General features: G+C 66.0%; 13 protein-coding genes. 6 read left to right on the forward strand and 7 right to left on the reverse strand.

Features of this window, described 5'->3' with window-relative positions; all coding sequences use genetic code 11:
- Nucleotides 1–36 precede the first annotated feature (36 nt).
- From ACZK5G_RS16505 to ACZK5G_RS16515, 3 genes are read right to left on the reverse strand one after another with little or no spacing between them, the layout of a single operon-like run.
- On the reverse strand, nucleotides 37–918 hold the full coding sequence (locus ACZK5G_RS16505) for a DUF4097 family beta strand repeat-containing protein (RefSeq protein ID WP_478464111.1): 882 nt from the start codon (nucleotides 916–918) through the stop codon (nucleotides 37–39).
- 10 nt (nucleotides 919–928) lie between these two features.
- A complete protein-coding gene (locus ACZK5G_RS16510; protein WP_285302907.1) occupies nucleotides 929–1,462 on the reverse strand; it encodes a hypothetical protein in 534 nt (177 codons plus the stop codon).
- Nucleotides 1,459–2,037 (reverse strand): RNA polymerase sigma factor, encoded by a 579-nt coding sequence (locus tag ACZK5G_RS16515; protein WP_032129359.1) that lies wholly within the window; start codon nucleotides 2,035–2,037, stop codon nucleotides 1,459–1,461. Before ACZK5G_RS16515 ends, ACZK5G_RS16510 begins: the two co-directional genes overlap by 4 nt.
- A gap of 126 nt (nucleotides 2,038–2,163) precedes the next feature.
- Here ACZK5G_RS16515 and ACZK5G_RS16520 point away from each other — a divergent pair, with 126 nt between their 5' ends.
- Together ACZK5G_RS16520 and ACZK5G_RS16525 are read left to right on the forward strand one after the other, a co-directional pair.
- Nucleotides 2,164–2,343: a hypothetical protein gene (locus ACZK5G_RS16520; RefSeq protein ID WP_049398314.1), complete on the forward strand. Its 180-nt coding sequence runs from the start codon at nucleotides 2,164–2,166 to the stop codon at nucleotides 2,341–2,343.
- Between the two features lie 35 nt (nucleotides 2,344–2,378).
- A complete protein-coding gene (locus ACZK5G_RS16525) occupies nucleotides 2,379–2,972 on the forward strand; it encodes a mechanosensitive ion channel family protein (RefSeq protein ID WP_080291803.1) in 594 nt (197 codons plus the stop codon).
- Nucleotides 2,973–3,127: 155 nt separating this feature from the next.
- On the opposite strand, the gene ACZK5G_RS16530 is transcribed toward ACZK5G_RS16525, so the two are convergent.
- Nucleotides 3,128–4,479 (reverse strand): IS3-like element ISStma2 family transposase gene (locus tag ACZK5G_RS16530; protein ID WP_478463888.1). Its coding sequence is split into 2 segments (ribosomal slippage): nucleotides 3,128–4,032 and nucleotides 4,032–4,479, totalling 1,353 coding nucleotides; the frame shifts between segments, so codons are not numbered across the junction.
- A gap of 369 nt (nucleotides 4,480–4,848) precedes the next feature.
- On the opposite strand from ACZK5G_RS16530, the gene ACZK5G_RS16535 reads away from it, so the two are divergent.
- Nucleotides 4,849–6,200 (forward strand): IS3-like element ISStma2 family transposase gene (locus ACZK5G_RS16535; RefSeq protein ID WP_478463888.1). Its coding sequence is split into 2 segments (ribosomal slippage): nucleotides 4,849–5,296 and nucleotides 5,296–6,200, totalling 1,353 coding nucleotides; the frame shifts between segments, so codons are not numbered across the junction.
- Nucleotides 6,201–6,347: 147 nt separating this feature from the next.
- Here ACZK5G_RS16535 and ACZK5G_RS16540 read toward each other — a convergent pair.
- Together ACZK5G_RS16540 and ACZK5G_RS16545 are read right to left on the reverse strand one after the other, a co-directional pair.
- The gene (locus ACZK5G_RS16540; RefSeq protein WP_032129365.1) at nucleotides 6,348–6,614 is read right to left on the reverse strand and encodes a DksA/TraR family C4-type zinc finger protein; all 267 of its coding nucleotides are present in this window, start codon (nucleotides 6,612–6,614) and stop codon (nucleotides 6,348–6,350) included.
- Between the two features lie 159 nt (nucleotides 6,615–6,773).
- Complete coding sequence (locus ACZK5G_RS16545) at nucleotides 6,774–7,331, reverse strand: DUF2058 domain-containing protein (protein ID WP_032129357.1); 558 nt, start codon at nucleotides 7,329–7,331, stop codon at nucleotides 6,774–6,776.
- A gap of 62 nt (nucleotides 7,332–7,393) precedes the next feature.
- On the opposite strand from ACZK5G_RS16545, the gene ACZK5G_RS16550 reads away from it, so the two are divergent.
- From ACZK5G_RS16550 to ACZK5G_RS16560, 3 genes are all read left to right on the forward strand, one after another.
- Nucleotides 7,394–7,894, forward strand: coding sequence for a M48 metallopeptidase family protein (locus ACZK5G_RS16550; protein WP_005414217.1), 501 nt, complete (start codon nucleotides 7,394–7,396; stop codon nucleotides 7,892–7,894).
- A gap of 47 nt (nucleotides 7,895–7,941) precedes the next feature.
- The gene (locus ACZK5G_RS16555) at nucleotides 7,942–8,640 is read left to right on the forward strand and encodes an RNA pseudouridine synthase (protein WP_032129355.1); all 699 of its coding nucleotides are present in this window, start codon (nucleotides 7,942–7,944) and stop codon (nucleotides 8,638–8,640) included.
- Nucleotides 8,641–8,733: 93 nt separating this feature from the next.
- Nucleotides 8,734–10,299, forward strand: a complete 1,566-nt coding sequence (locus ACZK5G_RS16560) for a phospholipase D family protein (protein WP_478464112.1) — start codon at nucleotides 8,734–8,736, stop codon at nucleotides 10,297–10,299.
- 3 nt (nucleotides 10,300–10,302) lie between these two features.
- On the opposite strand, the gene ACZK5G_RS16565 is transcribed toward ACZK5G_RS16560, so the two are convergent.
- A complete protein-coding gene (locus ACZK5G_RS16565; protein WP_478464114.1) occupies nucleotides 10,303–11,379 on the reverse strand; it encodes an HDOD domain-containing protein in 1,077 nt (358 codons plus the stop codon).
- Nucleotides 11,380–11,608 lie beyond the last annotated feature (229 nt).

Below are 11,608 nucleotides of genomic sequence, written 5' to 3' on the forward strand. Positions count from 1 at the left end.
GCGGCGGCGCTGCCGCCGCGGCCTGCCGGATCGCGTTCAGCGGTCCAGGCGTACCCGCACACTGCCCGAATGCGACTGGATGCGGATGTCACCATCACCGCCGCCCAGACGCGTATCGAGGTGGCTGCCCGGCCCATAGCGCGGCCGCTCCACCTGCCCGGCGTCACTGTTGATCGAACCACTGAAGCTGTTCACCGACAGCTGTGCCGACACCGTGCGCGGCAGGCTCAGCGTGACCGAGGCACTGACCGATTCGAGGTTGATGCGGCCGCCGGGAGCCAACCCGGCCGCTGCCAGATCGATGCTGCCCGAGACGGTCTCCACCGCCAGCCGCTGCACGCGCCCGGCGTCCACCTCGACCCGGCCGGACACCGTCTGCGCACCGATATCACCGGACACGCCGCCGCCGGCCTCGATCCGGCCACTGACCGTGTTCACGTCCAGCTTCGGCGTCTGCAGGCGTGCGCTGACGCTGCCGCTGACCGTGTTGAGCTTGCTGTCGCCACTGCGGCCAGCCGCGCTCAGGCTGCCGCTGACCGTGTCGGCCTGCAGCCGTCGCACATCGATGCCACTGATGTCCTGGCTGGCGCTGACCGTGCTCAGCAGCAGCTCCACCGAGCGCGGCACGTTCAGTACCAGCGTCGCGCCACCATTGCTGCTGCGGCGCGGGTATTCGATCTCCCAGCGCACACGGTTGGCACTTTTCTCCTGACGCAGCTGCAGGCCGTCGCTGAGCGTGCCGGTGAGCTGCACGTCATTGCGGTCCCAGCCACGCACGGTCACCTTGCCGGCCACATTGCTCAGCTCGATGCGACCGCCCGTGGCCAGGGTGTGGCGCTCGTCGATGCGGGTGTCGGCCAGCGCCACGGCAGGGGCCAGCAGCAGCGCGACACAGCAGGAAATCAGGGTTCGGGTCATGGGGGTCTCCTCAGGTCGTCAAGCCGGACTCGGCGGCATAGGCCGCCTGCCGGGTCAATTCCAGCCGCAGCGCGTAGGTGCGCTTGAGCTGGCCAAGCAGGTGCGGCGCACGCGGGTCCTGCGCCAAGGCGGCACGGATCTGCGCTGCGCTTTCATCCAGTTCGTGCAGCGCCGGCTGCCATTCCGGCGCCCGCCCATCGGGCAGCGAAGCGACGGCCTGCTGGTACTGCTCGGTCATCACCGCCGCCTGCAGCTGCAGGGTAGACGGCACCGGCGCGTCCGGCTGCGCATGGCGCCACGGCGCCACCGCGTAGAGCACCAGGCTGGCCGCCAATGCCGCACCGACCGGCAGCCACCAGCGACGCCGCGAGCGCGCTGGCAGGGCCACCACGTTGTCGCCCGGCGCAGGTGCCGCCTGCGGTTCACGCGGCGGCAGCTGCGCCGACAGGCGTGCCCAGCCATCGGTGGGTACGCCGCGTTCGGTCGGCAGCGCGCGCAGCCGGGCCAGCAGATCGTGGTCGGAATCGTGGTCGTGTGTACTCATGTCATGTCTCCCAGCCGTGCGCGCAACAGGCCGCGCGCACGATGCAACTGTGCCTTGGAACTGCCGACGGCCATCTGCAGCTGTTCGGCGATTTCCTGGTGTTTCCAGCCTTCGATGTCGTGCAGTACCAGTACCGCACGTGCCCGTGGCGGCAGTGTCGACAGTGCCCGTTCGAGGTCGCGTTCGGTGCCGGCGCAACGATCGTGCACTGCCAGCTCCTGCAACCCTCCGTCCACTTCGTCGAGGCTGTCGTGATCCTGCCCGCCCGCACGTCCGCGCAGCTCCATCAGTGCCGCGTTGACGCCCAGCCGGTGCAGCCAGGTCGACAGGCTGCTCTCGAAACGGAAGCCCGGCAGCGCCTTCCACGCCTGCAGGAACGCTTCCTGCAGCGCGTCCTCGGCGCGTGCCTGCTGGCCGCCACACAGCCGCCACAGCACAGCGAATACACGGGGCGCGTGGCGCCGGTACAGCAGTTCATAGGCAGCGGTATCTCCGGCGGCCGCCGCCCGCACCAGGGCGGGTTCATCGACGGCGTCGTTGGCGGCAGGCGGCGCGGGCATGGTGGTGTCGAGCATATCGCTTGGATGCGGCGACCCGGGAAAAGGTTTAGAGCCGATCGATGATCGATGGCATGCAACCTTTTGGGTGGCTGCTGCATCCATGAAAGGTCCTTCGCGAAATTGCCGTACAGGAGTCCTGCCATGTCCAGCCCATCCTGCGCCGCCCTGCTGGTGATCACCGCCTGTGTCCTGCTGCAGGCGCTGGGCCTGTCACTGCAGCTGCGTCCCGACAATGGCCGCGCCTGCCTGCAGCAGCACCGCCAGGAGCTGGTGTGCGTGGCCTGGAACCCGGCGGTCGAATCCCCCGCACGCGCCGGGTAACATCAGGGGCCGTTCCCGCCGCCTGTTTTCGCCCCATGATGTTGTCGCTGAAGGATCACCTGCCCGCCTGGACCCACCCGTGGTTGAACTACGCCGGCGTCGCCCTGCAGATCGTACTGGTGCTGCTGGTCGCATGGCTCCTGCGCGTGCTCGCCCGTCGCCTGATCCGCCGCTTTGCCGAGCACTACACGCTGCCGCCGGAAATGGTGATGGGCGCGCGCCGGATCACCAGTTTCGTGGTCTATTTCAGTGCCCTGCTGTACATCCTCAGCCTGCTCGGCGCGAAGCCGTCGGTGCTGTGGACCGCGTTCACCGGCTTTGCAGCCGTGGGCGCGGTGGCCTTCTTCGCGGCGTGGAGCGTGCTGTCCAACATCTTCTGCACGCTGCTGATCTTTACCACCCGCCCGTTCCGCCTGCACGACTACATCGAGGTGCTGGAAAACGGCGAGAAGCCGGGCCTGAAGGGCCGGGTGATCGACGTGAACCTGATCTACACCACGCTGCAGGAAACCGGCGACGGCCACGAGGGCACGGTGCTGCAGCTGCCGAACAACCTGTTCTTCCAGCGCACGGTGCGCCGCTGGCGCGACCCGGCGCAGGCCCCCGGCGGCATCCAGGGCGACGGCTGAGGGAGGTTCTTCTTTGCAGGGCTGCGCCCTGCACCTGCAGAGGCCGAAGCCGAAGCAAGATCAAGAGCGGCATTCCGTGGGATGGCGGGGCGGTGTGGGTGGTCAGGACACGCCGTAAACCCGTCCATGAAGTGACCCCCGAGACTTGGACGGGGTCAGGCGGCCGATTGGGCCTGCTCCCGGTACTTTACCGGGCTCAGACCTTTCAGTTTCAGTTTGATGCGCTCTTCGTTGTAGTACTGGATGTATTCCACCAGCCCAGCTTCCAGACTCTCGATGCTGTCAAAGCTGTTCAGGTAGAAGAATTCCGACTTCAGCGTCCCAAAGAAGCTCTCCATCGCCGCATTGTCCAGGCAGTTGCCGCGCCGGGACATGCTTTGTTTCAACGAGTGCTTTTCCAGCATGTGCCGGTAGTTTTCATGCTGGTACTGCCAGCCCTGGTCGGAGTGGATCATGGGGCGCTCATCCGGGGGAAGCTTCTTGATGGCCTCCTCCAGCATTTGGCCCACCAGATCAAATACGGGCCGACGCTTGATCTGATAAGCCACGATTTCACCGTTGTAGAGGTCCATGATCGGCGACAGGTACAGCTTCATGCCCTGCACCTTGAACTCGGTCACGTCAGTCACCCACTTCTGGTTGGGGCGCTCGGCATGGAACTGGCGATTGAGGTCATTGCCAACCACAACATTGGCCGCCCCCTTGAAGGCCTGGTAGCGCTTCACACGCACCCGCGATTTCAGTCCCATCTCCCCCATCAGGCGCTGAACCCGCTTGTGATTGGTCCGATGACCCTGATTGGCCAATTCCAGCGTCACCGTGCGATAGCCATAGCGCCCTTGGCTTTGATCGTAGATTGCACGGATGCGCTCGCACAGGGCTGCCTCATCCTGATCCGGATGGGCCAGGACATGGTTCTGGTAATAGAACGTACTGCGTGACAGCTCAGCTGCTTCGAGCAGAAGCGACAGCGTATGAACCTGCCTCAATCCCTGGACGGCTTGCGCTTTGCGTCCTGCGCCGCCTGCTCTTCCCGGATCAAGGCATCGAGTTTTTTTAGGTAGTCGGTCTCCGCACGCAGATAGGCGACTTCCTTGAGCAGCTCATCGCGGCTCATATCCTCAGGTGGCTTGGACGAACGGGTCTTTTTCATCGGCTTTCGGGGCGGCGGCGGAGGTGGTGCCAACGCTTGGGCACCGCCTTGAGCATACAGGCGCCGCCATCGCCCCACCGCGCCGGCATCGCCAATTTGAAAGTAGGTGGTGGCCTCCCGCCCGGACATGCCGTCCTGGCTCATTTTCTCCAGGACAGCCAGTTTGAACGGGAGGTCATAGGACCGGGCATGGCGATGAAATCCCCGCCAACCATGCAGCCGATAGGTCGCCACCCAGCGCCTGACCGTGGAGAACTCCAGGCCGTGGCGACGGGCAATGGCTTTGACCGATGTGGAGGTCTTGCAGGCCTCTTTGGCGACCTGCAGTTTGAAACGCGCGTCGTATTTGTTCATGTATCCCTCGGGGTTGGATCTGGTGTCCAACTCCCGGGGGTCACTTCACCATGGGGGCTCGATGGCGCCATCCATGGCGCCAACGGTCCTGCCAACCCACACCGCCCCACCTCTGACAGATTTCCGCGCGCTGTTGGTGGGTGCCGACCGTTGGTCGGCACATCTGTCAGATATCGATAGTCAAAATTGAATCCGACCCCGTGCCGACCAACGGTCGGCATCAGCAGCGGGTTCCAACAGATCGCGGAAATCTGTCAGAGGCGGGGCGGTGTCGAAGTGCGGGGTGTCCGCGGCATGGATGCCGCGGCCAAGCCCCCATGGTGAAGTGACCCCCGGGAGTTGGACACCAGATCCAACCCCGAGGGATACATGAACAAATACGACGCGCGTTTCAAACTGCAGGTCGCCAAAGAGGCCTGCAAGACCTCCACATCGGTCAAAGCCATTGCCCGTCGCCACGGCCTGGAGTTCTCCACGGTCAGGCGCTGGGTGGCGACCTATCGGCTGCATGGTTGGCGGGGATTTCATCGCCATGCCCGGTCCTATGACCTCCCGTTCAAACTGGCTGTCCTGGAGAAAATGAGCCAGGACGGCATGTCCGGGCGGGAGGCCACCACCTACTTTCAAATTGGCGATGCCGGCGCGGTGGGGCGATGGCGGCGCCTGTATGCTCAAGGCGGTGCCCAAGCGTTGGCACCCCCTCCGCCGCCGCCCCGAAAGCCGATGAAAAAGACCCGTTCGTCCAAGCCACCTGAGGATATGAGCCGCGATGAGCTGCTCAAGGAAGTCGCCTATCTGCGTGCGGAGACCGACTACCTAAAAAAACTCGATGCCTTGATCCGGGAAGAGCAGGCGGCGCAGGACGCAAAGCGCAAGCCGTCCAGGGATTGAGGCAGGTTCATACGCTGTCGCTTCTGCTCGAAGCAGCTGAGCTGTCACGCAGTACGTTCTATTACCAGAACCATGTCCTGGCCCATCCGGATCAGGATGAGGCAGCCCTGTGCGAGCGCATCCGTGCAATCTACGATCAAAGCCAAGGGCGCTATGGCTATCGCACGGTGACGCTGGAATTGGCCAATCAGGGTCATCGGACCAATCACAAGCGGGTTCAGCGCCTGATGGGGGAGATGGGACTGAAATCGCGGGTGCGTGTGAAGCGCTACCAGGCCTTCAAGGGGGCGGCCAATGTTGTGGTTGGCAATGACCTCAATCGCCAGTTCCATGCCGAGCGCCCCAACCAGAAGTGGGTGACTGACGTGACCGAGTTCAAGGTGCAGGGCATGAAGCTGTACCTGTCGCCGATCATGGACCTCTACAACGGTGAAATCGTGGCTTATCAGATCAAGCGTCGGCCCGTATTTGATCTGGTGGGCCAAATGCTGGAGGAGGCCATCAAGAAGCTTCCCCCGGATGAGCGCCCCATGATCCACTCCGACCAGGGCTGGCAGTACCAGCATGAAAACTACCGGCACATGCTGGAAAAGCACTCGTTGAAACAAAGCATGTCCCGGCGCGGCAACTGCCTGGACAATGCGGCGATGGAGAGCTTCTTTGGGACGCTGAAGTCGGAATTCTTCTACCTGAACAGCTTTGACAGCATCGAGAGTCTGGAAGCTGGGCTGGTGGAATACATCCAGTACTACAACGAAGAGCGCATCAAACTGAAACTGAAAGGTCTGAGCCCGGTAAAGTACCGGGAGCAGGCCCAATCGGCCGCCTGACCCCGTCCAAGTCTCGGGGGTCACTTCATGGACGGGTTCACGGCGTCCCCGCACTCCGACACCGCCCTGCCAACCCACGGAATGCCAGCCTTTGATGTTGACGTTGCTTCTGCAGGTGCAGGGCGCAGCCCTGCAATAAAACACCCCTTACCTCAGCTGGCTGTCCTTGCTGCCGCGCCGGTTGTAGCCGGCATGCGCCTGCGCTTCGTCATCATGCGCCTGCTGGCACGCCACGCACAGCCGTACCCCGGGCACGGCCTGGCGCCGCGCCAACGGGATCGGCGCGTCGCATTCCTCACAATGTTCCAGACCAGGCCCCTCGCGCAGCTGGCGCCGCGCGCGGGCGATCGCATCGTCGACGGTGGCGTCGATCTGGTCCTGGACCGCGCCGTCTCCCGCCCAACCGGTGGCCATGGCCATCCTCCGCAGGTGTGTCGCCTGATATGGGGACGCTACACCGCGCAGTAAACGGTAGCGCCGGGCCATGACCGGCGGGCCTTCAGCAAGCCGAGCAGAAGGCAGACGGGCCGGATCAGGCCATTTGCGGCTTAATCCCCTCCGTCCCCTTTTTGCTTACCAGACCAGGTCGTCCGGCACCTGGAACTGCGCGTAGTAGGCGTCGTCCTCGGCATTGCCGGTGGAGATCTCGGCGGTCGAGCCCGGCTGGCCGTGGTCGACGATGATCGCCTCCGGGGCGCGTTCACGCACTTTTTCGGCAGCGGCGCGCGGCAGCAGGGCGTAGCCCTCGCCGTGGGCAACGATGACCAGCACGCCCACCGACAGCGCCTTGCGCAGCTTGGGGTCGATCAGCAGGGTGCGGATCGCCGCGCCATCGCTGAAGCGGTACTCGTCGTCGCCCTTGTGAGGCACGGCATGGGCCGTGATGATCTGCCGGGCCTGGGCCTTCTGTTCAGCCTGCCTGGCCTGGGCATTGCGCTCGGCGGCCAGTGCGCGGTCGCGCTCGACCTTCTCGGCGCGGGCCCGTTCAGCCTCGCGCTGGACATCGGCCGAGGTCGATTCGGCCTTGCCCTGCCGGGCCTTGGCCTGCGCGCTCGCGGCAGCGCTGGCCTGCGACTTCTTGGCCAGGCCGGCCTTGAGCAATTGTTCCTGCAGCGCGTTGGGCTTTGCCATGGTCGATGCGTACCGCGTGTAATCTTGGATGCCCCATTCTACCGACGCCCCGCCGCCCCTGCATGGCAGTCCTGAAGTACCTCACCGGCTATCCCGAACCCCTGGTCGCCCAGGTCAGTGAACTACTGGCGCAGGGCAAGCTCGGCCCCTGGCTGCAGCAGCGCTATCCCGATCCGCACGAGGTGCGCAGCGACCGCCAGCTGTACGACTACACGCAGGAGCTGAAGGACCGCTACCTGCGCAAGTCGGTGCCGCTCAACAAGGTCTGCTACGACAACACGCTGGAAGTGATCAAGCATGCGCTGGGCACCCATACCGCCATCTCCCGCGTGCACGGCGGTCGCCTCAAGGCCAGCCGCGAGATCCGCATCGCCACCGTGTTCCGCCAGGCACCAGCGGCGTTCCTGCGCATGATCGTGGTGCATGAACTGGCCCACCTGAAGGAAGCCGATCACAACAAGGCCTTCTACCAGCTGTGCCAGCACATGGAGCCGGAGTACCTGCAGCTGGAGTTCGATACCCGCCTGTACCTGACCGAGCTGGCCAACCGCGGCCAGCGCTGACCGGCCGCAGCGGCTACACTGCGCGCCCCCTGCCTGACCTTTCCGCCATGGAACCGATCCGTCTCGACAAACGCCTGTCCGCCCTGCTCGGCATCCCGCGCGGTGAAGCGCGGCGCTACATCGAAGGCGGCTGGGTCAGCGTCAATGGCGAGGTGGTCGAGCAGCCGCAGCGCCCGGTCGATGACAGCGCGGTGATCGTCGTGGCCGAGCAGGCCAGTGATGAAAAGGCCGAGCGGGTCAGCATGCTGCTGCACAAGCCGGCAGGCGTTGCCGCTGAAACCCTGTGCGCGCTGGTCAGCAGTGACAGCCGCAGCGAACTTGATGCCAGCGACATCCGTCCGCTTCAGCGTCACTTCCACGGCCTGCAGCTGGCCGCCTCGCTTCCGGCCAGCGACAGCGGCCTGGTGGTGGTCAGCCAGGACCCGGCCACGCTGGCCCATCTGCAGCGCAATCTGGGCCGCACCGAACAGGAATACCTGATCGAAGTGGCCGAAGGCGGTCCCGAGCGCGGCCCGTGGCTGATGGCGCGGCTGCAGCAGGAATCGGGCGGCGCCAAGGTCAGCTGGCAGAGCGAGCAGCGCCTGCGCTTCGCCGGCAAGGGCCTGACGGCCAAGGGCCTGCGCGTGGCGGTCACCGCTGCCGGCCTGCAGGTCGCGGCCGTGCGTCGGCTGCGGATTGGCCGCGTGGCACTGGGACCGCTGCCTGCGGGGCAGTGGCGTTATCTGGGCAGCGACGAGCGGTTCTGACCGCGAAGTCCCTGCCATCCACGCATGGCGTGGATCTACTGCAGCGGGTCTATTGGCTTTCATCCACGCACGGCGTGGATCTACCATCGGGGCATGAGCCTGCCCAAGCCCCTGTGGCGACGCCTGCTGCGCGTCGCTGCGATCATCCTCGCCGCGCTGTTGCTGCTGGTCCTGTCCGGGCTGCTGCTGGCCGACCACCTCACCCCGCAGGCACAGGGCGCACCTTCGCATGTGCTGCCACTGCAGCCGGCGCAGACCCGCATCGACCAGCAGATCGTGCCGCTGCAGGACGCACACCCCGGGCAGTCCGGCGTGGCGTTCCTCAGTGATGGCATGGATGCCTTCGCCGCGCGCGCGATGATCACCGCGCACGCAGGCCGCAGCCTGGACCTGCAGTACTACATCTGGCACGACGACCTGATCGGCCATCTGATGGCCAAGGCGCTGTACGACGCCGCCGAGCGCGGCGTGCGCGTGCGCATCCTGCTTGACGACATGAACGCCAAGGACAAGGACGCGCTGATGATGGCACTCGATGCGCATCCGAACATCGAGATCCGCCTGTACAACCCGTTCCGCAACCGCAGCGGCATCGCGCGCACGCTGGAGCTGGTGCAACGCGCTTTCAGCGTGAACCACCGCATGCACAACAAGAGCTGGATCGCCGACGGCCGCATCGCGATCGTCGGTGGCCGCAACATCGGCGAGGAATACTTCAGCGCGCGCGACGATGTGAACTTCCAGGACCTGGATCTGGTGGTGGCCGGCCCCGCCGTGCAGCAGGCCAACCAGATCTTCGACGACTACTGGAACAGCAGCACGGCGATCCCGATTTCCGCACTGGCCTCGTATACCGATGCACAGTTGCAGCAGCTGGTACGGCAGTCGGACCTGGATGCCATGCATGCCAAGGCACAGCCCTACCTGCAACGCGTGGCCGAGTCGCGCGCGCTGCAGCGGCCCAGCCCGGAACCGCTGCACTGGAGCGCGAACGTGCGCATCGCTTCCGATCCGCCGATGAAGCACCGCGATGACGATCGCCGCGGCTGGCTGGTCAGCCGTCTCAGCGACGAGTTGCGCAGCACGCGGCGCAGTGCGCTGTTGATCTCGCCCTACTTCGTGCCCGGCTACGATGGGGTCGAGGCGCTGTCGGCGCTGGCCGCACGCGGCGCGCAGGTGGGCGTGGTGACCAACTCACTGGCCGCCAACGATGTGGCAGCGGTACACGGCGGCTACATGGGCTACCGGGTGCCGCTGCTGAAGGCCGGCGTGCAGCTGTACGAACTGAAGGCACACGGCCAGCTGGATGCCAGCCTGTTCGGCAGCAGCGGCGCCAGCCTGCACACCAAGGCATTCGTGGTCGATGACCGCCGCGGTTTCGTCGGTTCGTTCAACCTCGACCCACGTTCGGCCTACCTCAATACCGAAATGGGCGTGCTGTTCGATGACCCGGCGCTCGGTGCACAGCTGCGCGACGAGTACCTGCGCCTGGCCGGCCCGGAGCACAGCTGGTGGCTGGCGCTGGGGCGCGATGATGACCTGCGCTGGCTGCAGCGGCAGCCACCGCCGCACTGGGTGGAGGCCGAACCCGGGGCCAGCCTGGGCAAGCGCTGGACCGCGCGGGTGATCAGCTGGCTGCCGGTGGAATCGCAGCTGTAGCGCTCAGGGCGCAGGACCCGCCTCTTCCTGTCCGGCGTCATCCCGTGTTTCCACGCTGCGCCCATGCAGGCGCCGCCAGATCCAGCGCAGCGCATGCGGCGGCGCCGAAGGCAACTGTTCAAGCAGGGCCAGCATGCGGCTCTGGCTGGCATGTCCGTGCCGGCACAGCAGGCTGGCCGCTGCGGCCGCGCTGGCCAGGCGCAGGCTGTCGGCCAGCGGGCCATCCGCCTCGGGCGCCAGCGCCTGGTGCACCGGCTCAGGCAGCTCCCAGGCCGCGGCCACGCGTTGCGCCAACGGCAGCGACCACTGCTGGAGCAGCTGCAGCGCCAGCGCCGGTTCCACCGTTTCATCTCGTGCCTGCGCTTCCTGCAGCAGCTGGCGCATCACCAGCGCGGCCCCCAGCCCCTGTACCAGGCCCAGCCACTGGGCGGCGAAGGCATCGCCGAAAGTGACCGTGCGCGCGTGGTCAGCGGCTGCGCGCGAGGCCAGCAGTGCGTGCTCCCAGATGATCGTGCTGAACTGCGGAAACACCCCGCACTGCACCTGCATCACCGGCTGCACCAGAACTGCGCTGATGATCTGTCGCACGCCTTCGGTACCGACCAGCGTCACCGCCCGCTGCAGGCTTTCCACCGGGCGCTCGTGCACCTTGTAGGCCGGGCTGTTGGCGATGCGCAGCAGGTTGCCGGTCAGCACCGGGTCCTGGCCGATGATCGCCGCCATCACCCGCGCCGACGCAGCATCGTCGTTGACCGTCTGGATCAGCTGCGGCAGCAGTTGCGGGCGGCGCGGCAGCTGACGGGCCGCCCAGTCCCGGTCCTGCAGCGCGCGCGCCACCGCCTCGCCCAACCCCGCGGCCTGCACCGCCGTGGATTCACCGGCCAGGCGCGGGTACAGGGCCAGTGCATGCAGGCCACGCTGCAGATGTGCAGCGATCTCGGCCGAGGGCAGAGCCTCGCCCTGCAGGCTGGCCGCAGCCGCCGCCACCGCCTGCCGCGACGCCGCCGCCAACCGGGACGGTGCCGTCCCGGTCGAGCGCGCCAGCCAGCCACGCAGTGATCGCCACCAGGCCGGCGTCATCGCCGCCCGCCCTGTCGTTGTGGTGCCCTTGCCGTCACTGACCGCCCTGCCTCTTCACGCGAATCCGGCCACCCGCCGTCGTCGCAGCATCGGCCGAACTTTCATCTTCTTTAACCGGAAGGCCACCGATGTCGACGGCACCGGCCGGGGGAATGGACTAGAATGGCGCCGCGCGACCCGTCCCCCTGCACCGACGACGTCGCTTTTTTTGTTTTGGGACCCTACCGTT

The sequence above is a fragment of the Stenotrophomonas sp. 62841_Sma genome, assembly GCF_056482945.1.

Bases quoted from the DNA above. Each gene is read 5' to 3' on its own strand.
- ACZK5G_RS16510 (WP_285302907.1), bottom strand. From the start codon at position 1,462: ATGAGTACACACGACCACGATTCCGACCACGATCTGCTGGCCCGGCTG.
- ACZK5G_RS16515 (WP_032129359.1), bottom strand. From the start codon at position 2,037: ATGCTCGACACCACCATGCCCGCGCCGCCTGCCGCCAACGACGCCGTC.
- ACZK5G_RS16545 (WP_032129357.1), bottom strand. From the start codon at position 7,331: ATGGCAAAGCCCAACGCGCTGCAGGAACAATTGCTCAAGGCCGGCCTG.
- ACZK5G_RS16565 (WP_478464114.1), bottom strand. From the start codon at position 11,379: ATGACGCCGGCCTGGTGGCGATCACTGCGTGGCTGGCTGGCGCGCTCG.
- ACZK5G_RS16540 (WP_032129365.1), bottom strand. From the start codon at position 6,614: ATGGCCACCGGTTGGGCGGGAGACGGCGCGGTCCAGGACCAGATCGAC.
- ACZK5G_RS16555 (WP_032129355.1), top strand. From the start codon at position 7,942: ATGGAACCGATCCGTCTCGACAAACGCCTGTCCGCCCTGCTCGGCATC.
- ACZK5G_RS16505 (WP_478464111.1), bottom strand. From the start codon at position 918: ATGACCCGAACCCTGATTTCCTGCTGTGTCGCGCTGCTGCTGGCCCCT.
- ACZK5G_RS16520 (WP_049398314.1), top strand. From the start codon at position 2,164: ATGTCCAGCCCATCCTGCGCCGCCCTGCTGGTGATCACCGCCTGTGTC.
- ACZK5G_RS16550 (WP_005414217.1), top strand. From the start codon at position 7,394: ATGGCAGTCCTGAAGTACCTCACCGGCTATCCCGAACCCCTGGTCGCC.
- ACZK5G_RS16560 (WP_478464112.1), top strand. From the start codon at position 8,734: ATGAGCCTGCCCAAGCCCCTGTGGCGACGCCTGCTGCGCGTCGCTGCG.
- ACZK5G_RS16525 (WP_080291803.1), top strand. From the start codon at position 2,379: ATGATGTTGTCGCTGAAGGATCACCTGCCCGCCTGGACCCACCCGTGG.